This is a genomic window from Siminovitchia fortis, assembly GCF_007681465.1.
Lineage (GTDB): Bacteria > Bacillota > Bacilli > Bacillales > Bacillaceae_C > Siminovitchia > Siminovitchia fortis.
This window is the reverse complement of record NZ_VEKZ01000009.1, coordinates 28209-51016: the sequence shown is the minus strand read 5'-3', so window position 1 is coordinate 51016 and position 22808 is coordinate 28209. Positions and strand designations below refer to the sequence as shown.

The window sequence follows — 22808 nt, the reverse complement described above, 5'->3', positions numbered from 1 at the left end:
GCGGAGAGTGCTTCGTTCTGGTGTAGGAAATTATAAAGCGCTTAAGTTGTTAATAAACTCAATATCTTTTTGTGCTACGTCCAGCTCCGACGGACAGGAGGTCCTAGTGCCGCCGGCGCCACAGGACGTGGCGCTTTAAGGCGGCCAGTGCCTAGCCCCGCAAGGATCAAGCCGATTCCCTGTTCGCTTGCGAACTGCCCCCTCGGGAATCGTCTTGTTTGCCCGCGCTAATCAAGGCGCTTTCGCTTTTGGTCATTTTACTGAATTTCTTCGTCTTTCGCTTATATTTCCCTCCGCATCGCCTGCAGGACATCAATCCTTGTTGCCCGCTGTGCCGGCCTCCATCCGGAAAACACTGTGACGATCAGGCAGATGGCAATGCTGATCAATGAAAGGGTCCATGGAATATATGAAAATAGTAAATTCTCAGGCGGTGCTTCGTTAAAAATATTTTCAACGACTAGCGGCAATGAGAAATTGACAGCAAGGCTGACTCCATAGGCTGCCGCCGTTCCGGCCAAAGCACCGATCAATCCAATACAGCTGCTTTCCAACAGAAAGATCTTTTTGATGGTGCCGGGGTTTGCGCCGATTGCTTTCATGATGCCAATATCAGGTGCACGTTCCGTCACAGCCATCGTCATCGTATTATAAATACCGATTGAAGCAATAATAAGTGCGATTGTACCAACCAATATCAATCCGATTTTCATGATTGTAAAGATCATATTCACTTGTTTCATCTCACTGACGATGGAATACGTTTCGTATTTGTCCGCATCCAGCTTTTCTACGATGCCTTCTACAGCTTGAACATTATCGGCGTAAATTTTCACCTGGTCGTATGTTTTCTCTTCTCCATCTTTCATCTCTTCCTCTTCAACTTCTACAGAACCTCCACGGGTCCCTGTAAAAGCTTCTACATCTTTTAAAACTGATTCTGAAATAAATACATCAGAATTAGTCATCCAATCTTTTGCAGGTTTTTTGGCAATCCCCACAATGGTAAGAGGAATCGCTGTAGTGGAGTCCTTCCTGTCCTTCACTTCCATCTGCACAGTTTTTCCGATTAAGCTTCCTTTAAAGGCATATTCCTCTTTAACAGTTCCGTCTTCGTTATACGGGTTGACGCCATCTTCCACTTCATATGCCAACTCTTCCGGGAAAGAATAACCGACAACAATCTCATTGGCTTTATCCGGCAGGCGGCCTTCTGATAATTCGAATCCCGCTTTCACTTCTTCAGGGAAAAAAGTGACAAGGGTATTAGCTTGGATGTTGTATTTTCCAATTTCATACACAGGCGTCTGCTGAAGCATCTGCCTTCGTGTGACCGCCTTGACATCATCCAATGCTTCAAAATATTCGATATGCCGGTCATTGATTGCTTTGTAGTTTTCTTTATCATCCATTTGGGCATGAACTTCTATTTCTGTTACAAGCCGGTCTTCCATCAAATCCTGAATGATTGATTTGTGAAGGCCGAATCCGACGGATGCAAGCACAATCAAGAATGCACAACCAATGGCTGTTGCCAGCATCGTCATGAAAACCCGGGATTTGTTCTTTTTCATATTTTGTCTGACAAACTTGATTTGATCTTTCAGCGTCATGCCAACACCGCCTCCAATATTTTTCCGTCGGCAATTTCAATCGCCCGGTGCCCGATTTCTGCAACCTTGTCATCATGCGTAATAATTAAAAAAGTGATGCCCTCTTTGTTCAGTTCCTTGATGAACTGAAGAAGCTGGTCCTCTGTTTCGCTGTCGAGGCTGCCGGTCGGTTCATCCGCAAGAATGAGAGGGGGATTGACTGCAAGGGCCCTCGCAATGCTGACGCGCTGCTGCTGTCCGCCTGACAGCTCATTCGGATAGTGGTTTTTATATTCCAGCAAACCCACCCTTTGTAATGTTTCATCCGTCTTTAGTTTACGTTCCCGCTCGTTTATTCCTTTTAAAACGAGCGGCAGTTCCACGTTTTGGAAGGCCGTCATGCTGGGGATCAATTGGAAGTTTTGAAAGATAAATCCAAGATGTTCCAGGCGGAAATCTGCAAATTTCGCTTCATTCAGATCACTGACTTTTTCTCCGGCAATCCATACTTCCCCTTGCGTTGGTTTGAGAAATCCGCTGATAATGTTCAATAGAGTCGACTTTCCTGAACCGCTTCGCCCGACTATGGTTACAATTTCACCTTCATTGACAGTAAGGGAAACATCCTCGAGCACAGGTATTTTATGCTTTTGTCCCCTCTTTCCAACCTCAAAAGCATGGCTTACATTTTTAACAACAATCACGATTTATCCCACCTTTAAATAATGACTCTAACCTATTAGACGAGGCAAACGCGGAAAACACTACAAATAGATTTAAAGGTTTTTTGAACAAAATGGAGAAGAACAATGATGGAGGGAGAAATTTGAAAGCGGAAAAATAAACGGCTATTCCTGTATGTGGAACAGCCGCACATTTATTTTTTCAAGAATTTCATTAATACTGCAAACAGACCGATGCCTGCCAATGATCCAAGCGCGAAACTCCAGGAAAAATAGTCTGTGACTAGGTAGATGATCAGCATGCATACGAAATAGCCTAAAGAAAAGCCGATTAGATGATTTTTTATGTTCATTTGCAGCAACTCCTTTTTTACATAATCAGTGCAATAGAGCTCGCAATCAGAGTAAGTATAGATATGAGCTGAAGTACATTATGCTGGGCGTCGGGAATGATATGGCCTTTCACAGGCGGCAGCCATTTGATTGTATTTTTGAAATGGGACTCGTATAGGGACCGGGGAAACTGCTTTAAATGAATCCCGGTAAGATAGGGCATCCACCAGGTGAGAATTTGCATCACAAGGAAGACAAGGTAAAACATAACCGAAACAGCCATGAGCCATTTGATTTTTGTTGCAAACAGTCCGATACAAAGAAGGATAACCAAACCATTGGCGATAGCTTCCGTGAATTTTTCCTTCCGTGAGTATTTGGACAGATCATTCCAGGGAAAAAGGGGGACCAAAGTTGTCACTTCGAAATAAAGAAACAGCAAGATTTGAAGGACAAGGGAGACGTAATAATAATCCACAAAAATCCCTCCTTTCCTATTAAACTTATACAATTGATATAATAAACCCTGAAAGGCGGTAGTTGAATGTCTGAAAGAAATGAACAGCCAGCTTGGCTGCAAAAGTACATGAAGTCCCCGTCCAAGCAGCAGGAGCTTTATAAGCGCACCCTCCTGGTTGTTGTCCTTTCCCAGATTTTTGGCGGTGCCGGGCTTGCTGCCGGTATAACGGTGGGGGCGCTGCTTGCACGCGATATGTTGGGGACAGACAGTTTTGCAGGAGTTCCTGTCGCGTTGTTTACACTAGGCTCTGCAGCGGCAGCCCTGATTGTGGGACGGCTCTCCCAGAGATTCAGCCGGCGTTTCGGGCTGGGAGCAGGATTCATAGCGGGAGGTATCGGTGCAATCGGAGTAGTGGCTGCCGCGGTTATGAATAATGTTTTCCTGCTTTTTATTTCATTGTTTATCTACGGAGCAGGCACGGCCACCAATCTTCAGGCGCGCTATGCAGGGACGGATATGGCCAATGGCACCCAAAGGGCTACAGCTGTCAGTATCGCCATGGTTTCTACCACCTTTGGTGCGGTGGCGGGTCCAAATCTTGTAGACGTGATGGGCAGGTTTGCGGAAGGAGTCGGCATACCTCCGTTGGCAGGGCCTTTCATATTGGCTGCTGCAGCGTACCTGCTTGCCGGGCTTGTTTTGATTACTATGCTTCGTCCTGTTCCTTTAGTAGTAGCGAAAGCGTTAGCGGATGCTGAAGACCAAGAAGCAATGAAGGTATCAGATGGAATAGCCGGCTTATCAAACAGGCGGGGAATCGTCGTTGGAGCCACGGTGATGGTCCTTACCCAAATTATCATGGTCGCTATCATGACGATGACGCCGGTACATATGGAACACCACGGGCACGGATTAAGAGAAGTCGGGCTTGTGATAGGAATCCATATCGGCGCCATGTACCTGCCGTCACTTGCGACGGGCATCCTCGTAGATAAAATAGGCCGAACAACCATGGCCGGAGCGGCAGGAGCCACTTTACTGGCTGCCGGGCTACTGTCCGGATTGACTTCTGGTGAATCGATGCCGATGCTTATCATTGCACTCGCTTTGCTGGGACTCGGTTGGAATTTCGGCTTGATCAGCGGGACAGCTCTCATAGTTGATGCAACAACCTTGTCAACAAGGGCAAAGACGCAAGGAGCTGTCGACGTTTTGATTGCCCTTGCGGGAGCATCAGGAGGTGCATTATCCGGCATGGTCGCAGCCCACTTCAGCTATGCCGCGCTGTCACTTGCCGGAGGGCTTCTTTCCCTGCTCTTGATCCCGGTCGTCATATGGGTACGAGGTAAAAGAGAATCCGGAAAAGCGGCTTAATTTTTCAAATCCATTAAGTCCCAATTGATGTCAGTCAGGCGATGTCTGAGGACCAATTGGGACTTTCTGGCTTTTTCACTTAAAGAAGCAATGTCTTCAGATTGTTCCTGCCAAGATAAGCCGGTCTCTTTTTCAAGCCTGGAAACCTCCTGATCAAACCATTGACTGTACCGCTCATATATTGCGGATGCCACACTCTCATTCTGAAACTCTTCCGGGGGACTATAATTCAAGTTGTTGAACCAGACTTGAAACGCCTTCTCACCATCTTCTTTCATTCTTTTTTGAAAAACCTCAATGATTTCCTTTATTAACCCTTCATCGAATCCATACTGAACCATTATTCTTTCGATATTGTCCAAGGTAATCATAGACAGCTTCCTTTTATTTTTAAAAAGACGACTAAACATTATTGCATCACCTCTGTACCTCTCTATACGATTTGTACAATGAAAAGTTTCCTTAAATGGTAAAATAGAATGATTGAGTTCAAATGAATAGACTTGATTTGGAATTTTTCGAGTTGAGCGATTTAGATTAAGGATTGGGACGGTGTTCAAGGTTAATTGCACGATGTCTATGGATAATTGCACGAACATGGCTAGGAATTGCACGATTCCCAAGATAATTGCACGAACCTAACGCAGAATTTAACGTCCCAAAAATTTTTTTAAAAAAAGTGTAGTGATCATACCACCGGCCGCCGTCTATACGGGTGACGGTTGAAAGGGGGGAGAGAAGTTTTGGATGATGTGCTCATTGAAAAAATCAAGAGCGGCAATGACCACGCATTCCGATTGCTTGTGGAAAAATACCGAAATTATATTCTTCACGCAGTGTATGGCGTTTTGCGCAATGAAAAAGATGCGGAAGACGCAGCACAGGAAGTGTTCATGAAAATCTATACTTCTCTCCCCCAATATGAGAAGCAAGGTTTTAAAACATGGATCACAAGAATTGCGGTTAATCATGCCATTGATATAAAAAGAAAAAAGATGAGACGGCAGGAAGAAATGAATGTTGAGTATGAAGAGGCAAGCCACGCGCCGCCCGGTGAAAGTGTCGAATTCCTCGTTTTGAAAAGGGAGCGTCAAAATATTCTAAGGAAGCGGCTTGATGAGCTTCCGGAAAACTACAGAGGGGTCGTTGAAGGTTTTTACATAAAGGAGCGAACCTACGAGGAGTTGGCACAGGAGCTGGATCTCAAAGTAAAAACGATCGAAGTGAGGCTGTACCGGGCCAGACAATGGATGAAGAAGCACTGGAAGGAGGATGACTTTTCATGAACCATATCGAATACGAAAAATGGATGTTATATGCGACAGACTCTCTTGATGAAAAAACTCGCATGCATTTTGAAAACCATCTTTACAGCTGTGATCACTGCTTGGAGCTTTATTTGCAAGCTGTGGAAGAAGCGGAATCGCAGATGCCGGTGTTATCCGACCCATCTGGCTTCACAGACTCCATTATGAAGGGAATTGGCAGCACCCAAGAAAAACAACCGCCTGCCAAAATGAAGCCGAAGAAGAACATACGCAAGCAGACTTTGGTCCATTACACTGCAGCTGCAGCAATGACACTCGTTCTTATGTCAACAGGCATCTTCTCACAGTTGACGACAACCGTCAGTTCTTTCGAAAATGCGGCTTATAAACAAGACCATTCAGTCATAAGCGGATGGTTAAATAAAACAGATTCAATTACGGAAAAAATTGAGGACAATCTCAGGGAGGGAAACAAACATGAATAAAAACCCGATCATCGCTTTTCTGCTCGCATTTTTTCCCGGCGGGGGTTTGATGTACCTCGGAATGGTCTTGCGCGGGCTTTTTTATACAGCTGTAGTTTTCGGAATACCGGCTTTAGCGGTGGCAGCCGTTATTATCACCGGTTCTGACGTGTTGATGGTCTTCGCTCTGGGCGGTCTGCTCATGTATATTGTCAACTTTATTGATACGACGGTAACAGCTTCCAAACTGTATAACCGTACTGGGCAAATGGACGAAGGAGCAACAATTGAAAAAAATCCTGACTCCGAGCGCTTTTTCACGATCGTTCTATCTTTCATTCCAGGGCTGGGCCATTTCCAATTGGGGCTTGTCTATAGAGGAATTACATTGCTTGCGGTGTTTTTGGGCCTGGGTGTGATGATCCTTTTCGTTACCATGATGACGGGGCGCTCCGAGTTTCTTATCTTCATGGCTTCATTGCCAATCATTTGGATCTACGGATTTTTCGATGTCATGCAGCTGCTGGATCGAAAATCAAAAGGGGAAAAGTTAGAAGACCGATCAGTTCTGGAAGAGCTTGAAAAGAAAAGACCGGATGGCCGAAAGAGCAAAGCGATTGCGACATTGCTATCAATCGTACCAGGTGCTGGCCATCTGTACCTTGGGCTTCAAAGACGCGGCATCCAGTTAATGGCAGCGTTCCTTTTTTCCATCTATATACTTGATGTTCTGCGGCTGGGGATTTTCCTCTTCATCGTCCCGATCATCTGGTTTTACAGCTTTTTTGACGGACTTCAAAAAGCCTCGCAATACGAGAGCGGGGAAGTGGAGGATGAACCGATTGTGTCTTATTTAATCAACCATCAAAAATGGCTTGGCATCGGGCTGATCGTATTGGGTTTGTATTATATCGGAACGAATATCATCATTCCGATGGCAGATCCGATCCTGTCCGAAAAATATGGCATCAATCTATTTTTCTGGATTCAGTCATATGTCCAGCCCGCCATTATCTGCCTGATCCTAATCGGCGGAGGCATCAAGCTTTTGTCTGGTAAAAAAACAAACTATAACAGGGAAGGTGAAACAAAATGAGGACATGGAGAGTCGGTTCTTTTTCAATGGGGGCGTCCCTTTTGCTGCTCGGCGTCTTCTTGCTTTTATCGCAGGTATTCAAATGGGGCGATCCGGCACTCGCTCTCCTTTCCTGGTGGCCGTTCATATTCATTGTGCTTGGTGTTGAGATCATTGTGTATTTGGCCCGCCACAAACAGGAGAAGGCCACAATACAATACGATTTTATCAGCATTATTTTCATAGCTGTCCTTGGAACATGCGGGTTGGTGATGGCGATGTTGAGTGCGAGCGGCCTTCTGGAGCTGGCTGGTAACGTGGTAAAAGCTGAAGCCCGGACAGCCGATCTTCCGGCATACGAAGAAACTGCGTTAAGTGGGGTTGACCGGATTGTGGTTGATTCGGGAACTTTTCCTTTAACAATTGAAAGTACGGATGCGAAGGCCGTCTCATTATTTGGAACGTATGAAGCAGAAACAATCAATGATAAGAACTTGATAGAAAATGTGTCTGATTATATCTTGGCAGAGAAAAAAGGCGATACGCTTTTTATTAAACTGAAGGAATTACCCCGTCAGAGGTTTATCAATAGTTATCATGATGCAGACGCCACTTTGCTTATACCGGCCGGCAAGAAGCTTGAACTGAAAGGGAGTGACGGGAACCTTGCTGTTGCACCCAGAGGGTTGAAAAGTAACTGGGCGATCGACACACCAGGCTGGGTGAAAATCGAGACGGACGAAAAGAGCAATATAAAAGTTGAAGCGAATAATGTACATGACCTGGAAGGTGCATGGAAAGGTATCAAAGATGTAAATGAAGAAGGCTTAAAATCCGGGCACATCTCCTTCGGAAAAGGAACAAATACTATTACAGTCAATCATGCCAATATGGTAGAAGTAGACTAAAAGCTGATAAAAAGGTATGATTACTTAATGGAAGCATCAAAATAAACGCTTCGCATTTAAGTTCGAAGGATGATGTGAATTGAAAAGAGCACGTATTATCTATAACCCGACAGCTGGCCGTGAAATTTTCAAACGGCGTATCGCTGATGTTTTACAGAAGCTGGAACAAGCCGGATATGAAGCATCATGCCATGCTACGACGGGTGCCGGTGATGCGACAGCTGCCGCCCGTACAGCTGTGGAGAGAAAATATGATGTCGTCATTTGTTCAGGCGGCGACGGAACGATAAATGAAGTGGTCAATGGCCTTGCGGAGCAGGAATACCGTCCGAAGCTCGGCATTATTCCTACCGGAACGACGAACGACTTTGCCCGGGCCTTGCATATTCCGCGGGATATTGATGCCGCTGTGGATGTCATAACAGCGGGGGACACGATACCAATGGATATCGGGCGGATGAATGACCATTATTTTATCAATATCGCCGGCGGCGGAAAGCTGACCGAGCTTACATATGAAGTGCCGGCGAAAATGAAAACGGTCCTCGGACAACTGGCCTATTATTTAAAGGGAATCGAAATGCTGCCGTCCATCCGCTCTACGGAAGTAAGCATCGAATACGACGGCAAACTATTCGAAGGGGAAATCATGCTGTTTCTTGTTGCGCTGACAAACTCAGTCGGAGGTTTTGAAAAACTGGCACCGGACGCTTCCATCAACGACGGGCTATTCACGTTATTAATTTTGAAAAAGACCAACCTGGCCGAGTTCATCCGTGTGGCTTCACTTGCACTAAGAGGGGAGCATATCGACGATCCGCACGTAATCTATTCAAAAGCGAATCACATAAAAGTCAAATCGAAGGAAAAAGTTCAATTGAATATTGACGGGGAATACGGAGGACTGCTTCCTGCGGAGTTTTACAACCTTTACCGCCATTTGGAAGTGTTTGTTCCTATTAACGACATTCGACCGGAAGATAAAGTATAATCAGCCGTAACCTAAGTTACGGCTGATTTTTATGGTGAATGGAAGGCCGGGTATACGCGTTTCTAGCGATTATTCGGTTCGCGCTAAATTTATAATATCTTATATAAATAAAATTCATCGACAGGCTTGCCGTTGATCATCAGGGATTGTATTTTTTCGCCTTCCACTTCAAAGCCCATTTTCAAATACATGCTGAAAGCCCTTTCATTGTGCTTCATTACAGTAACCCCAAGCCGGGTCAATCCCACTTCTTTTGACCAGCGGAACGCTTCTTTTAATAAACGCGTTGCTACACCTTTGCCCCGATATTCCTCGGATACGCCGACAGAGATCCGCGCAGCATGCTGAGTTCGTGAAGACAGCCCCCCAAATATCGCTACAAATCCAATCAGACGATCATTGTCTTCGGCGACAATGATTGTGGAATTGCTCTGAAGAAGGATTTTCTCAATATTTTGTTCTTCCTGCTCTTTACTTGTTTTTCTTTCACCAGGTTCAAATAACATCATATTGGAGGAGTCGACACTGGCAATCAAATTGGAAAATTGCTCCGCATCCTCCAGGCGTATATGCCTGATCTCCATAAGACAATCCTACTTTCTCTATTATTTTTAAAGATCCTTCTCGTTATAATATCCTATGAAAAACGCCAGCCCAGACGCAAAAAAACAGCCTGAAGCAAGCAATATCCAGGAGATGACGAAGTCGATGTTATGGGAAAATTTCTTCGCGAAAATAATATATCCGACAGCTATCACAATCCCCGCCAGAAGAAGGTTTTTTGCTGCTTTAAATTTCTTTTTTCTGTCCGCGTGGATATTTTTTTTGGTATATTTTACTCCCCATAACGCCAATACTCCTACTAGGATAAATGAAACAAATATGCCCCCCATGCCGATCAGCATACATAAAAACCTCCCGTTCGACAAATACATTCTACCATAACTGATCAATATACGCAGTTTTTAATAGTACATAGGATATAAGTTCACCGACCTGTTAGAAAGAGCGGCCCCACATTGTTGAATTTCTTGTTTTAAAAAAGTACACTTTTTGTATAAATAATCACGAGAGGAAGTCATACAGAATGAAAAAGCTGGCTATTGTCGCTTTGATCATGATCAATATGGTGCTTGCAGCCTGTTCAAACACAGGGAAGGAACACGCAGAAGAACAACATGCAGGCGAGGGCCAGGAAATGCAGCATGGTGACATTCGGGAAGAGACGGGTGGTCCGCAGGAGTTGCCGCCATTTCTCAAAGGAAAGCCTGAGGATATGCAAACCGTTTACCAGGCAGCTGCACTCAATAAAGACCTGTTGGAAAAAATACCCTGTTATTGCGGTTGCGGAGAATCTGTAGGACATAAGGATAACTATGACTGTTTTATACATGATAATAAAGAGGATGGCCGCATCGTTTGGGACGACCATGGAACTAAATGCATTGTCTGCCTTGAAATTGCCGCTCAATCCATCAGCGACTACCGGAATGGCAAGTCCATAAAGGAAATCAGAAAAGAGATTGATGAGAAATATAAAGAAGGATATGCGGAACCGACTCCGACGGAGGAAGTTTAAGGAGTAAGGGCACAGGCTGAGGCTTGTGCCTCTTAATTTGAGCTAGGCGAAAAGGGCTTCGAGATCTACGTTAACACCTTCGAATATGGCAGATTTAATAGTCCCCCTGTCTTTGAGGACCTGGTTCTGCCGATATTGGCCGTCTTGATCCAATTGATACGCTTGAATGGTGTGAAGCATAGGGTTCACAATCCAATATTCTTTTACACCGGCCTGCATATAGAGGTTCATTTTAAAAACGAGGTCATGCGCCTGGTTGGACGGGCTTAAAATTTCAATGATCAGTTCAGGGGCTCCCACATATTTAGTTTCTTTCAACCCTTCTTTGTCACAGATTACCAGCAGGTCTGGAATGACGATATGCGTGCCTTCTAGCCGTTCTCCCTGCAGCTCTACATCAAAAGGAGCGTGGAAAACCTCGCAATCTCTGCTTTTCATATAATTAAAGAACTGGACATATAAGCGGCCCGATATCCGCTGATGCATGGTGGATGGAGAAGGGGCCATAAATATTGCTCCATCAGAAAACTCCATGTATTCCGCACGTTCTTCCCGCAACTGAAGATACTCCTCGAACGTTCCCGGCTTTTTAGAAAACTCCTCCAAGGATACCGCCTCCTCAAATGCTATTTCCATCATTGTACCATAGGTTTCCATGCTATACTTAAGTGAGAACAGAAAGGGGTGCTGGAACAGGTGCTGCTCGACAAATTGAAGGAATCGAATTATACCGTTGTGCTGACAGGTGCCGGCATGTCAACGGAGAGCGGACTCCCTGATTTTCGTTCTTCTGAAGGTCTTTGGGAAAAAGAGGATCCAAGCCGAATCGCAAGCACGGATGCTCTGAACCGCAACATCGAGAAGTTTTTTGAGTTTTACCGCCACCGCGTGCTTGGGCTGAAGGATTGCAAGCCGCATGCCGGCCATGAAATTTTAGCCAAATGGGAAAAAGAAGGAATCATCAAAAGCGTTATCACGCAAAATGTGGACGGTTTTCATAGGGAAGCGGGGAGCAGGAACGTGGCGGAGCTTCACGGCACTTTGCAAAAAGTCCATTGCCACTCCTGCGGGAAAGAATATGATAACGACAAGTATGTAAATGAGCAGTATCAATGCGAATGCGGAGGTAAACTGCGTCCGTCTGTTGTGCTCTTTGGTGAGATGCTGCCTGAAGATGCGCTGCTAATGGCTACGGAAGAAAGTGAGAAGGCAGATCTCTTCATCGTTTTGGGTTCATCACTGACCGTAACACCAGCCAATCAGTTTCCATTGATTGCCAAACAGCACGGGGCATATCTCGCCATCGTCAATATGGAGCCGACAGAACTGGATATTTATGCGGATGAAACGATTCATGGACGTAAAATCGGCGAATTGCTAAAAGAATTGGATGAAGGGTTTGCGGCCCGTAAGTAATGAGGGAAGGCTTCGGCCTTCCTGATTTTTTGTAAAGGTAGGAAAGCATATAATTTGACTAAAATTTTCATTTGAAAAGTAAGCGTCTTGTCTAGCTTCGACGGACAGGACGTCCTAGTGCAGACGGCGCCATAGGACGTGGCGCTTTAAGTCTGCCAGGCGCCATCGGCGCAAGGATCAAGTCAAATTGCTGTGGTGGCTTTAGAGCTGCCTCCTCGGGAATCGTCTTGTGCTTGTCGGGGGCTAATCAAGGCGCTTGCGCCTTTCTTATCTATTGGTCTTTGAGAGTTTAACCTTCTCTATGAAGGGTATTACATAAACCCAAACAGACGAAAAAGGGGCAAATTAGCTTGAATATTGATGGTTTTGTTAAAAATGTGGAAGCCTTTTCTGACTGGTTATGGGGAGTCCCTCTCATCTCTTTGTTGCTGATCAGCGGGCTGTATTTGACGGTCTTATTAAAGTTCTTTCAATTCAGATACCCGATCTACATACTGAAACAAACAATGGGAAGCGTCTTTAAAGAGCCGAAAGGAAAAGGAACGCTGACGCCATTCCAGTCGCTGACATCCGAGCTGTCATGTACGATCGGGGCTGCAAATATTGTAGGGGTCCCGGCAGCCATCATGTTCGGCGGCCCGGGGGCTGTTTTCTGGATGTGGGTCATTGCCTTTATCGGCATGTCTTTGAAGTTTGCGGAAAGTGTACTTGCTATTCGATATCGGGAGAAAAATGAAAAAGGGGAATATGTCGGCGGGCCGATGTATTATATGACAAAAGGATTGAAAATGAAATGGCTGGGAGTCTGGTTTTCGGTGGCTCTTATGATCGAGCTCATTCCCAGCATGATGGTCCAGGGAAATTCTGTTGCTTCCACTGTCTTTGAAACTGTAAAAGTCCCTCCGATATATACAGGCATTGCCGCAGCTGTCATCATCTCTTTGGTAGTTTTCGGTGGAATCAAAAGGATCGGCCGTGTGACCGAGATTGTGGTCCCGTTCATGGCCATTTTTTATGTTGGAGCCGCATTAGTGATTCTTTTTATGAATATCGGCCATTTGCCCGGAGTGTTAAAACTGATTTTTACCTCTGCCTTCCAGCCGCTGTCCGCAGTCGGAGGCTTTACCGGCGCAGCCATAGCACAAACGATCCGCTGGGGCTTTGCCAGAGGCCTGTATTCGAATGAAGCCGGGCTTGGCACAACGCCGATCGCCCATGCTCCGGCTACTACAGATCATCCTGTCAGGCAAGGGTTCTGGTCGGTCATCGGTATTGTTGTAGATACGCTGATTGTTTGCACTGCCACTGCTTTTGTTGTCCTTTCATCCGGAGTTTGGCTGGAAAAAGGGGCAGTATCTAATCCTTCCGGTCTCACAACCGTAGCGTTTACCAAATTCTTTGGAGCAGCCGGAAGTTATATTGTGACGCTCGCACTCATTTTCTTTGTGTTATCGACAATGGTTGTTCTGGTTTTCTATGGAGCGAAGCAGGCTGAATTCCTGTTCGGGTTGAGGGCTGCACGGGTGATGGAAGTTGTCTATGTGGCTGCGATTATATTGGGTGCCGTCGGCGCTGCCCAAGTCATTTGGAGTTTCCTGGATATTGCACTTGCTGCCATCCTCATTCCAAACGTCATTGCTGTGTTGCTTTTAAGCAAAGAAGTGAAGCAGTTGAAGGAAGAATTCTTCACCTCTGAAAAATATTATTTGAAAGATGTCAAAGAGGAGAACACGAAGACGGGCTGATATAGCCTTAAGGTAAAAGCCGGTATGTTTCTATGAAAATAGAGAGATGCCGGTTTTTTTATGTTACAATCTTTACAGCATACTAGCCGAAAAGGAAGAAAATCATGAGCAAACAACATGTACCAATCAAGAAAAATGATGAAATAGATGTCATCTTTGAAGACTTGACCCATGACGGAAAAGGCGTGGCCAAAGTGGATGGCTATCCGTTATTTGTGGCGGGTGTTTTACCGGATGAAAAAGCGAAAATCAAGGTGACCAAGCTGAACAAAGGCTATGGCTTCGGCAGCTTGGTCGAGTTGTATGAAAAAAGCGAGTTCAGAATCGAGCCGGACTGCCCGATTTTTGCAGAGTGCGGAGGCTGCCAATTGCAGCACATCAGTTATGAAGGGCAGCTGCAGGCGAAAGAAAAGCAGGTACGGGATGTGTTGGGGCGGATTGGTAAGCTTGAAAATGTAAAAGTGCATCCGGTTTTGGGAATGAAAAATCCGTGGCATTACCGGAATAAGGCGCAGGTGCCGATCGGTGAGCGTGAGGGCGGGCTTGTCGGCGGTTTTTATAAGCAGCGTTCTCACGAAATTATTGATATGGAAGCATGCCTCATCCAGCAGGAGGAGAACGATGAAGTTTTACAAAAAGTGAAGGCGATCTGCGGGGAATTCGGAATCAGGGCATACAACGAGAAGTCGCACAAAGGGACATTGCGGCACATCATGATCCGTTCCGGCAAGGTGACTGGCGAAATCATGGTCGTGCTGATCACCCGCACGCCCGATATTCCGAACCGTAGGAAGCTTGTGGAAAGAATTGTTGCCGAAGTGCCGGGAATCAAATCGGTGGTACAAAATGTGAACACGAAGCGGACCAATGTCATTTTCGGGGAGCAAACAAACGTGCTGTGGGGCGAAGAATTCATCTATGACTACATCGGCGACGTGAAATTTGCAATCTCCGCCCGTTCCTTCTACCAGGTAAATCCCGACCAGACGAACGTGCTGTACGACAAGGCGTTGGAATACGCAGGCCTGAGCGGGGAAGAAACTGTCATCGACGCCTATTGCGGGATTGGAACCATCTCCCTGTTCTTGGCGCAGCGGGCGAAAAAAGTGTACGGCGTTGAAATCGTGCCGGAGGCAATCGAAGATGCCAGACGGAACGCTGAGCTGAACGGCATAACAAACGTTGAATTTGAAGTGGGAGAGGCGGAAAAAGTCATCCCGCAGTGGTACGAGCAAGGCGTGCAGGCTGACGTTTTGGTTGTCGACCCTCCAAGAAAGGGCTGTGACGAAACCCTGTTGGAGACCATCATCGAAATGAAGCCCAAGAAATTGGTCTATGTTTCGTGCAATCCTGCAACATTGGCGAGAGATCTGCGGATCTTGGAGGACGGCGGCTATGAAACCATGCAGGTGCAGCCGGTGGATATGTTTCCGCATACGACGCATGTGGAGTGTGTGGCAGGGTTAAGATTAAAACTGTCTCCCTAAAATAAACATCTCTCAATCCAACCCCGATTTCGTGAAAATAAACATTTCCGAAGTGGGGGTATTTTTCTGTCTGATCCCTTGTCTTGTCTCGGTTTTCTCTTCTTTCCCTTATGCAACATTCTGGGGGAACTCTATCTTAACTTGCGGAAAAAGGTGAAAAAACAGGCGGAAAAGAGGCGGAAAAACGGTCATTTTTGAATGATGGGAGTATTACTCCTTATAAGGTACAACTGTATGCTGGATTTGGCGGTGGGGGGAAGGAGGTTAGGGAATTGATTGAACAGATGCTTGAAGAATTATTGGATTAAAGAGAATGGAAATTAGGAAATTGACATGAGTTATAGGAAAAGATTTGCAAATGCTATATAATTGAAATGATTGCAAGGTGCGGAATATGAACAGAATCATTAATATACGGGAAAGGAGGTAAATGAATGACGATAAATGAATTGATAAAGCAGTTATTTATTGCTTTTTCTAAAAAAGATGAAGATGGGTTCTATAAACTTGCTGAAGAGCTAATTGATTTAGAAAAAAGGAAGAAACACAACATTCTTGCGAAAGAATTGAAAGAAGCCCTGTATAGTAATGGGTCAGCTTTTAAATCGCAAACCAATAGAAAATTTAGGACTAATAAGCCAATTCCAAGAGACAATGATACAGGATTTCCACTTTTAGATATAAAAAAATATGACTACCTTGATTGGGATCAATTAATCTTATCAAAGAAAACCAAATATGATCTTGAACAAATAGTTCAGGGATTTAGAAATCGGGAAGTCTTAGCTACATACAACCTGACACCAAAATCTAAAGTGTTATTTTGTGGCCTTCCAGGTACTGGCAAAACGTATTCTGCACAGATGTTGAGTTCTGTGATGAACTTACCGATGGTTTATGTAAACTTTGATGCAATAATCTCTTCTTATTTGGGTGAAACCGCTTCGAATTTAAGAAAAGTATTTGATTTTATTAAAGACGATGTATGGATAGTGCTTTTTGATGAAGTGGATATAATCGGTAAGAATAGGGATGATCAACACGAAACAGGGGAAATAAAGAGAGTAGTAAACAACTTCCTTCAAATGATTGACAACTTTGAGGGAGAGAGTCTTATAATAGCTTCTACTAACCATCCGCATATTTTGGATCCAGCAATTTGGCGGAGATTTGATGAAGTTATTTCATTTGAATTGCCAGGTGAATCTGAAAGAAAGTATATTTTTGAGCTGTTTTTAAAACCTATAAAGAAAGTGAAAGGTATAGATCTTCAAATAATTGCAAATGAAACGGAAGGGTTTTCACCTTCAGACATAAAAACAACGTGTCATGATTCAATTACACACGCAATTCTGAACGGAAGAGATACATTGGAATTAAGCGATATTTTATACTCATTAGAAAAATACAAGCAACGGTTGGAATTAAGAAAGACTTGGTAGTATAGGGGGGAAGACGTATGTATGAACATCTATCTTTACCAAGGTATTCAGAAAGCCTTGAAAAGAGAAAAAGTACGAACAGAGGTGGAGGCTACACTTTTCCTAAGGGAAGAATTAAAAAAGAATACTACTCAGACGTAAATGAAAAAGCTACTAATATTGCTAAATCATATCAAGAATTAAAGGAAAAATTTAATGGTAAGATAAATCCTAACCTTATATATAGAATCAACGTAAATCAAAGTGTCGGTATTGATAATTTTGAAAAAAGCCTTGGTGCTATGGGCGGAATTTCTGTATTGTCTGTTGCTGAAAATAGGCAGGGTTATTGGGTTGTGTTTTCAAATGATGAGAACTTTACTATTTTCAAAGATAAATTGGAACAGTATTCAGGTATTAAAGACGGAAATAAATATGATTTTTTTAATGCGATTGATTCTATTGAAGACATTCCAGTAGACGAAAAGATAGGTCCTTTTCTTTCACAAACGCCGATGAAGGAGGGGGGAAGTGGATTACTTAGATTTAGAACTATGGAAATTAGAAGATAATGTGTTAAAGAAATTTATAGAAGAATTAAAAGCCACCTATCCAAAGTGGGAAGAATTTAGAATTTGCGATGAGCTTGTTACTTCTTCGTTTGCTTTATATAGGATTAAAGTCTCGCCTGAAATAGCCAAGGAGATTGTGAGACTAAAAGAAGTAGCCAGGTTAGATAGGCCGTTTATCCCTACTTTTAAATTATCTGAGTATAGCGGAATAGATGTGGGGGACTTAGATATTGAGGGTCCTTCTGATGATGCAACGGGGATACTTGTTATTGATTCAGGAATAACATCAAATCATCCGCTATTAGAAAAGGCAGTCGGAAATGAAGAGAACTTTCAAGAAGCTGAGAAAGAACTTCAGGATAAGGTAGGTCATGGCACTGCTGTTGCAGGTTTAGCAATTTACGGTGATATTAAGCAATGTGTTAAACAAAAACAATTTACCTCTTCCAATTGGTTATTTTCAGGGAAAATTATGTATGCACAAGAGGACTTTTCTGGAAACGTACATGCTGTTTATGATAAAGAAAAGTTATTGGAAAATCAATTGAATGATGCAATAAGAACCTTTCTGGAAAATAATATGTATAAAATAAAAGTTGTAAATTTGTCCATTGGCGATAGTACAGAATTTCTGAAAGGAAATAACAATAGACAATTCCCATTAGCGGCTTTATTAGACGAATTAGCACTATTATATAAGGATGTTGTATTTGTGGTGTCAGCTGGAAATTCATCTCCAGGGGATATATTTGAGACAATTGATGATTTAGCTGAAAACTATCCCAACTACCTCGTTGCTGAAAATTCATTTAGGATAATAAATCCTGCTACTTCTGCATTGTCTATTACCGTCGGATCAATAGCGTCAGAAGGTCGTCTACAAGAACAGTCAATGGATACCCACTTAAAAGATATTTGGACAACTATTGCAAAAGAGGATGAACCTTCTCCATTTACTCGAGTAGGGTTTGGAATAAATAATATGATTAAACCAGAGGTTGTTCACTATGGTGGAAACCTTATTCTAAGAGATAATTATGGTAGGATAATCGAAAATAATGGTGGTAAACTACCCGTTTTGTCAAACAATCCTGTTGAAAAGCTATTTACTTACGATATTGGGACAAGCTTCTCTGCACCGCTTGTAACCAATATAATAGGGAAAATAGCTAATAAATTTCCAGATAAATCAGCAAACTTTATAAAGAACATTTTCCTACAATCAACAAACTCAAGTAAAATTAGTGGATTAAAAGGATCAGACAGTGAAATAGCAAAATCTAATATTAAAATCCAGGGTTACGGTTTACCAAGTTATGAACGTGCTGTTTCTTCATTTGATAATCGTGTGGTTTTATTAGATGAAGCATCTATAGGATTAAATAAAGTGCATATATATTCGTTAGAACTTCCTGAAATGTTCTTTGAAACTAAAGGTTATAAAAGAATTTCGGTTGCTCTCACTTTTGATCCCATAACCAGAATGACACGAGGAGACAGTTATTTAGGAAATCAAATGCAATTTAAGCTATATCATTCATTAAGTCCTGATATAATTGCAAATAAATACGCTGAAATTGATATTTCAGATGAAAATCAAGTAGAAGCGATAGATGATAAATATGAGATAAGTCTATTACCTGGACCAGATCTTCGGAAGAAGGGCTGTCATCAAAAGGGAATAAAGGAGTATCTAAGGGAGCCGAAAAACGTACCTAATACACCAATAACCTTAGTAGTAATTAACTCAAATAAGTGGATTCCAGATATCAATCATGAACAAAGATATTGTGTCTCTGTTTCCATAGAACATACTGCAGACATCCAATTATATAGTAAGGTTAGAACAATGATTCAACCAAAAATTAGAATCAGATGACCTTGAATTGAAAAAAGCTTAAAGGGAAAACAAAAGGTTTTCCCTTTTTTCTAAGTGAATTGGGGGAACCATAATGGGGCTACGGGTTGGTTATATTTATAATGAGTTGCAGTTGTTATCAAGTATTAAACAGGGGATTTGGTCTACTAAAAGTAATTACAAATTCTATAAGTTTGGGGATCTTCTTGTTCTAATTACATCCGAAACGTATGTAGGTATTGTTGCATTGGCAAAGTTTACTGGGGAACCGTATGAAGTTTTTTTGGATAAAGATGATAAATATAACTATCACTATCCAGTTAAGTATTTAAAGGTGCTATTAATGGAAGACAGGATTAAAATAAATAATATAATTTTAGGAATTCTATGTCTTGGTAAAGGTATATCTTTAAATCAAGAAGTAATAGAGGAAATTTATCAACAGAGATCTATTAAGCCGAAATCAAATGAAAACTTAATATTAAATCAGATGGTTAAAAATACTATTAATATTCAATAATTAAGTGTTCATACAACAAAAAATCCTTTACAATGGAAGTACAGGTGGTTCCTGTCCAAATCCAATAGTAAAGGATAATCCGTATGGACAAGAATACACGAAAATCATCATTTGGTAAATGGGTTTCACCCATAAATACAAAAAAACTATATCAATTAGTGGAAGAAAGTAAACAAGATAGCTACACAAAAAAACTCACAACTGAAGCTTATATTAAGCTGCTGTTACTTGCTCAACTACAAGGTTTCGAAAGCTTGGAGGAAATGAGCGATGCGCTAATTGATGATGGACTTCAAAAAGCGCTAGGATTTGAATCAATCAGTCCATCGCAGTTATCAAGGAAGAACAATGAAGTCAATCCAGCTATCCTTTCCCATTTATTCTTGGATCTTGTGTGCAAAATAAAAGGGATTCATTTTAAAAACGGGAAAAACATGCCATTGAAAATCATTGATTCTAGCACGCTCCAACTAAACCTAACGAATCATAAGTGGGCGAAATTCCGCAAAACAAAAGCTGGAGTTAAGCTGCATCTACGACTAGTATTTATGGATAAAGACACCGTCTAACCCGAAAAAGCACTAATTACGACAGCCAAGGAACATGACAGAAACCAACTAGAAATTCTCGTGGACGATAAGGATGCCATGTATGTGTTTGATCGTGGATATGTTGACTACGAACGATATGATCGAATGACTGATGAAGGCTATTTCTTCGTGTCAAGGCTGAAAAAAAACGCCGTCACTCGTGAAGTAGAAACTTTTTCTATACCCGAAGATTCTACTGTTTTATCCGATAAAATGGTATATATTGGATCTACTCAAAATCGTACAGAAAATGTATTCCGCCTGTTTGAAGTAGTGGATACAAAGGGAAACACTTTGCGATTAATTACCAATCGGTTCGATCTAGATTCCTAAGAGATTAGTGAAATTTATCGACAACGATGGGCGATTGAGCTATTTTTTAAATGGCTCAAACAGCATGTAGAGATCAAACACTTTTATGGCATGAGCGAAGCTGCCATTCAAAATCAAATCTTCCTTGCGCTCATTGCTTACTGCCTAAATGTCCTTATCCAGTTGGAGACAAAGGCCAAGGAGTCTTTACTCCGTGTTAGCCGCTTGTTAAAGAAATCACTTTGGAAACCTGCATATGTCTGGATTCGGAGATTTGATGGAAGGTCTAGCCCATAAATACATAAACTGTCGTTGTTGCTAATAGTTTAATTGTATAATTTTTCCAAATGGATAGACCACCTTTTATTTAGGCTTTGTCTTTTTGGCAAAAATTTACGAAAGTAAATAAATTGAATATTCAAACGTTATTTTGCAATGCTAGTGATGAAATGTTTATGAATAACTCGCGTTCTGGAAATATTTCTAATCTGTCAATGTATCATTATAAATATGATCGGCCAAATAATAATCCATGGCAAAAGGATAGAGCAGTAGTTTTGCAGGATTTGTTAAAGGGGCTTGCTGTTGAAACAATTCCAGAAGAAGGAAATAAAACAGAAAGGAACAAGATGATGTCACAAACAACACCAAAAAATATCATAATGTACGGCCCGCCCGGAACAGGAAAAACATATCATACCATTTATAAAAGCTTAGAGTTATTGGATCCGTCGATTGACAAGGACTTGCTCGATAATCCGGATCGCAGGGACGAAGCTGCGAAACTTTTTAATGAGTATAAAGAGAAAAATCAAATTATGTTTTGTACATTTCATCAATCTTATAGTTACGAAGATTTTGTAGAGGGTTACAGATTCAATCCGGAAAAAGAAGGATTTGAGGTGAAGGATGGATTATTCAAAACCCTTTGCCATATGGCCCACCCTCAGACTTCCGAACGCCAAACAACCTATCAGTTCGACGAAGATCAGGTTAATTTCTTTAAAATGTCACTTGGCAATATCTATAAGAGCGAGTCAGAGCAAATATATCATTATTGTATTGAAAATAATGTCATTGCTTTGGGTTATGGAGGTGCCATTGACTATAGCAACTGTACGGAAAAAAGTGAGATTGAAGAAAAATTCCGTGCAAAATACTCAAATGACACACCATTCAACATAGATGCCATAGAGCGTTTTAAAAATTGGATGAGAAATGATGATATTGTCATTATTTCGAGCGGCAATAAGAAGGCCAAGGCCATAGGCAGAATTAATGGAGGGTACTATTATAATCCAAATACAGAGATCAGATATAAGCATTTCCGTCCTGTGGAATGGCTCTATACGGATACAGAGCTCCCAGTCAATGCTATATTAAAAGGCAAGCGCTTTTCCCAGCAATCCATATATATGTTTTATCGGGAAGATATTAATGTGGAGAGCTTGAGAAATCTATTGACGGATGATAGTGATAATAACAAGAAAACGCCCCATTATGTACTAATCATCGATGAAATTAATCGCGGGAATATCTCTAAGATTTTTGGTGAACTCATTACATTGATAGAACCAGATAAAAGGCTGGGTTCTAAAAATGAATTGACTGTAACCTTGCCTTATTCGGGGGACATTTTTGGCATACCGTCCAATCTGCATATCCTTGGTACGATGAATACTGCAGACCGGTCCATTTCATTGCTGGATACAGCATTAAGAAGGCGGTTTGAATTTATTGAAATGATGCCGGACTATTCTTTGTTGCCAACGGATACAGACGGCGTTAATATTCGGCAAATGCTCAAGGCCCTTAATGAAAGAATTGAGTATCTTTTTGACCGCGATCATGTTATTGGTCATGCTTTATTCCTATCAGAAGAAAAAATTGAGAACTATTTGAAGGTGATGCAATCAAAAGTCATCCCCTTGCTTCAGGAATATTTTTACGATAATTGGGAGCAGATAGAACTAGTCCTCGGGGGAAGCGGAAGTAAAGGAGATGAGGATGTCTTCTTGTGGAAGGAAGAAATCGATTCAAAGAAGCTTTTCGGAAAAAATGTCCATGGAAACAATCCATTAAAGTATTCTTTAAATCCCTTTCCGTCTAAAAATGCATTGTTAAATGTATACGAGAATTATCAGGCGGATGAGGAATGAT

23 protein-coding genes and 1 pseudogene are annotated in these 22808 nt (G+C 42.3%); 16 read left to right on the top strand and 8 right to left on the bottom strand.

The features are described 5' to 3' along the window. Positions 1-281: 281 nt before the first annotated feature. The 4 genes from FS666_RS05095 to FS666_RS05085 form a co-directional block, all read right to left on the bottom strand. Complete coding sequence (locus tag FS666_RS05095) at positions 282-1613, bottom strand: ABC transporter permease (protein WP_120075776.1); 1332 nt, start codon at positions 1611-1613, stop codon at positions 282-284. Then, complete coding sequence (locus FS666_RS05090) at positions 1610-2296, bottom strand: ABC transporter ATP-binding protein (protein ID WP_120075774.1); 687 nt, start codon at positions 2294-2296, stop codon at positions 1610-1612. Before FS666_RS05090 ends, FS666_RS05095 begins: the two co-directional genes overlap by 4 nt. Before the next feature lie 173 nt (positions 2297-2469). After that, the gene (locus FS666_RS19690) at positions 2470-2628 is read right to left on the bottom strand and encodes a hypothetical protein (RefSeq protein WP_164876416.1); all 159 of its coding nucleotides are present in this window, start codon (positions 2626-2628) and stop codon (positions 2470-2472) included. A 17-nt stretch (positions 2629-2645) separates the two neighbouring features. Further along, complete coding sequence (locus tag FS666_RS05085; protein WP_144460902.1) at positions 2646-3086, bottom strand: hypothetical protein; 441 nt, start codon at positions 3084-3086, stop codon at positions 2646-2648. A 66-nt stretch (positions 3087-3152) separates the two neighbouring features. Here FS666_RS05085 and FS666_RS05080 point away from each other — a divergent pair, with 66 nt between their 5' ends. Continuing rightward, positions 3153-4442, top strand: coding sequence for an MFS transporter (locus FS666_RS05080; protein WP_144460901.1), 1290 nt, complete (start codon positions 3153-3155; stop codon positions 4440-4442). Here FS666_RS05080 and FS666_RS05075 read toward each other — a convergent pair. Next, positions 4439-4813 carry a hypothetical protein gene (locus FS666_RS05075; RefSeq protein WP_235870419.1) on the bottom strand — a complete coding sequence of 125 codons (375 nt, stop codon included), beginning with the start codon at positions 4811-4813 and terminating at the stop codon, positions 4439-4441. The two genes, FS666_RS05080 and FS666_RS05075, sit on opposite strands and share 4 nt — an antisense overlap. A gap of 372 nt (positions 4814-5185) precedes the next feature. On the opposite strand from FS666_RS05075, the gene FS666_RS05070 reads away from it, so the two are divergent. From FS666_RS05070 to FS666_RS05050, 5 genes are all read left to right on the top strand, one after another. Beyond that, positions 5186-5728: an RNA polymerase sigma factor gene (locus FS666_RS05070; RefSeq protein ID WP_144460900.1), complete on the top strand. Its 543-nt coding sequence runs from the start codon at positions 5186-5188 to the stop codon at positions 5726-5728. Continuing rightward, positions 5725-6195 (top strand): anti-sigma factor, encoded by a 471-nt coding sequence (locus FS666_RS05065; RefSeq protein WP_120075765.1) that lies wholly within the window; start codon positions 5725-5727, stop codon positions 6193-6195. Before FS666_RS05070 ends, FS666_RS05065 begins: the two co-directional genes overlap by 4 nt. After that, complete coding sequence (locus FS666_RS05060) at positions 6188-7270, top strand: hypothetical protein (RefSeq protein WP_144460899.1); 1083 nt, start codon at positions 6188-6190, stop codon at positions 7268-7270. The genes FS666_RS05065 and FS666_RS05060 overlap by 8 nt, the downstream gene beginning before the upstream one ends. Next, the gene (locus FS666_RS05055; protein ID WP_120075761.1) at positions 7267-8157 is read left to right on the top strand and encodes a hypothetical protein; all 891 of its coding nucleotides are present in this window, start codon (positions 7267-7269) and stop codon (positions 8155-8157) included. Before FS666_RS05060 ends, FS666_RS05055 begins: the two co-directional genes overlap by 4 nt. 79 nt (positions 8158-8236) lie before the next feature. Continuing rightward, positions 8237-9148, top strand: coding sequence for a diacylglycerol kinase (locus FS666_RS05050; RefSeq protein ID WP_120075760.1), 912 nt, complete (start codon positions 8237-8239; stop codon positions 9146-9148). Positions 9149-9237: 89 nt separating this feature from the next. Here the strand turns inward: FS666_RS05050 and FS666_RS05045 are convergent, their stop codons facing one another. Together FS666_RS05045 and FS666_RS05040 are read right to left on the bottom strand one after the other, a co-directional pair. After that, positions 9238-9732, bottom strand: coding sequence for a GNAT family N-acetyltransferase (locus FS666_RS05045; RefSeq protein ID WP_120075758.1), 495 nt, complete (start codon positions 9730-9732; stop codon positions 9238-9240). Between the two features lie 27 nt (positions 9733-9759). Further along, positions 9760-10053: a hypothetical protein gene (locus FS666_RS05040; protein ID WP_144460898.1), complete on the bottom strand. Its 294-nt coding sequence runs from the start codon at positions 10051-10053 to the stop codon at positions 9760-9762. A gap of 182 nt (positions 10054-10235) precedes the next feature. Here FS666_RS05040 and FS666_RS05035 point away from each other — a divergent pair, with 182 nt between their 5' ends. Next, positions 10236-10727, top strand: a complete 492-nt coding sequence (locus FS666_RS05035) for a PCYCGC motif-containing (lipo)protein (protein WP_144460897.1) — start codon at positions 10236-10238, stop codon at positions 10725-10727. 42 nt (positions 10728-10769) lie between these two features. Here FS666_RS05035 and FS666_RS05030 read toward each other — a convergent pair whose 3' ends face one another. Continuing rightward, complete coding sequence (locus tag FS666_RS05030; protein WP_390614951.1) at positions 10770-11333, bottom strand: Uma2 family endonuclease; 564 nt, start codon at positions 11331-11333, stop codon at positions 10770-10772. Positions 11334-11423: 90 nt separating this feature from the next. On the opposite strand from FS666_RS05030, the gene FS666_RS05025 reads away from it, so the two are divergent. From FS666_RS05025 to FS666_RS04985, 9 genes and pseudogenes are all read left to right on the top strand, one after another. Continuing rightward, positions 11424-12143, top strand: coding sequence for an NAD-dependent protein deacylase (locus tag FS666_RS05025; protein WP_186306473.1), 720 nt, complete (start codon positions 11424-11426; stop codon positions 12141-12143). Positions 12144-12499: 356 nt separating this feature from the next. Then, the gene (locus tag FS666_RS05020) at positions 12500-13888 is read left to right on the top strand and encodes an alanine/glycine:cation symporter family protein (RefSeq protein WP_120075616.1); all 1389 of its coding nucleotides are present in this window, start codon (positions 12500-12502) and stop codon (positions 13886-13888) included. Between the two features lie 104 nt (positions 13889-13992). After that, positions 13993-15375 (top strand): 23S rRNA (uracil(1939)-C(5))-methyltransferase RlmD, encoded by a 1383-nt coding sequence (gene rlmD, locus FS666_RS05015; RefSeq protein ID WP_144460896.1) that lies wholly within the window; start codon positions 13993-13995, stop codon positions 15373-15375. Between the two features lie 434 nt (positions 15376-15809). Beyond that, a complete protein-coding gene (locus FS666_RS05010) occupies positions 15810-16817 on the top strand; it encodes an AAA family ATPase (RefSeq protein WP_144460895.1) in 1008 nt (335 codons plus the stop codon). A gap of 17 nt (positions 16818-16834) precedes the next feature. Further along, positions 16835-17368 carry a hypothetical protein gene (locus FS666_RS05005; protein ID WP_144460894.1) on the top strand — a complete coding sequence of 178 codons (534 nt, stop codon included), beginning with the start codon at positions 16835-16837 and terminating at the stop codon, positions 17366-17368. Then, on the top strand, positions 17328-19247 hold the full coding sequence (locus tag FS666_RS05000; RefSeq protein ID WP_144460893.1) for a S8 family peptidase: 1920 nt from the start codon (positions 17328-17330) through the stop codon (positions 19245-19247). Before FS666_RS05005 ends, FS666_RS05000 begins: the two co-directional genes overlap by 41 nt. A 73-nt stretch (positions 19248-19320) precedes the next feature. Beyond that, positions 19321-19746: a hypothetical protein gene (locus FS666_RS04995; RefSeq protein WP_144460892.1), complete on the top strand. Its 426-nt coding sequence runs from the start codon at positions 19321-19323 to the stop codon at positions 19744-19746. An 83-nt stretch (positions 19747-19829) separates the two neighbouring features. After that, positions 19830-20945: pseudogene (locus FS666_RS04990) on the top strand (IS4 family transposase). Between the two features lie 158 nt (positions 20946-21103). Then, the gene (locus FS666_RS04985) at positions 21104-22807 is read left to right on the top strand and encodes a DUF8426 domain-containing protein (RefSeq protein WP_244943846.1); all 1704 of its coding nucleotides are present in this window, start codon (positions 21104-21106) and stop codon (positions 22805-22807) included. Position 22808: the final 1 nt, after the last annotated feature.

Bases quoted from the DNA above. Each gene is read 5' to 3' on its own strand.
- FS666_RS05060 (WP_144460899.1), top strand. From the start codon at position 6,188: ATGAATAAAAACCCGATCATCGCTTTTCTGCTCGCATTTTTTCCCGGC.
- FS666_RS05080 (WP_144460901.1), top strand. From the start codon at position 3,153: ATGTCTGAAAGAAATGAACAGCCAGCTTGGCTGCAAAAGTACATGAAG.
- FS666_RS04985 (WP_244943846.1), top strand. From the start codon at position 21,104: ATGAATAACTCGCGTTCTGGAAATATTTCTAATCTGTCAATGTATCAT.
- rlmD (WP_144460896.1), top strand. From the start codon at position 13,993: ATGAGCAAACAACATGTACCAATCAAGAAAAATGATGAAATAGATGTC.
- FS666_RS05075 (WP_235870419.1), bottom strand. From the start codon at position 4,813: ATGATTACCTTGGACAATATCGAAAGAATAATGGTTCAGTATGGATTC.
- FS666_RS05035 (WP_144460897.1), top strand. From the start codon at position 10,236: ATGAAAAAGCTGGCTATTGTCGCTTTGATCATGATCAATATGGTGCTT.
- FS666_RS05010 (WP_144460895.1), top strand. From the start codon at position 15,810: ATGACGATAAATGAATTGATAAAGCAGTTATTTATTGCTTTTTCTAAA.
- FS666_RS05055 (WP_120075761.1), top strand. From the start codon at position 7,267: ATGAGGACATGGAGAGTCGGTTCTTTTTCAATGGGGGCGTCCCTTTTG.
- FS666_RS05005 (WP_144460894.1), top strand. From the start codon at position 16,835: ATGTATGAACATCTATCTTTACCAAGGTATTCAGAAAGCCTTGAAAAG.
- FS666_RS05040 (WP_144460898.1), bottom strand. From the start codon at position 10,053: ATGCTGATCGGCATGGGGGGCATATTTGTTTCATTTATCCTAGTAGGA.
- FS666_RS05065 (WP_120075765.1), top strand. From the start codon at position 5,725: ATGAACCATATCGAATACGAAAAATGGATGTTATATGCGACAGACTCT.
- FS666_RS04995 (WP_144460892.1), top strand. From the start codon at position 19,321: ATGGGGCTACGGGTTGGTTATATTTATAATGAGTTGCAGTTGTTATCA.
- FS666_RS05095 (WP_120075776.1), bottom strand. From the start codon at position 1,613: ATGACGCTGAAAGATCAAATCAAGTTTGTCAGACAAAATATGAAAAAG.
- FS666_RS19690 (WP_164876416.1), bottom strand. From the start codon at position 2,628: ATGAACATAAAAAATCATCTAATCGGCTTTTCTTTAGGCTATTTCGTA.
- FS666_RS05045 (WP_120075758.1), bottom strand. From the start codon at position 9,732: ATGGAGATCAGGCATATACGCCTGGAGGATGCGGAGCAATTTTCCAAT.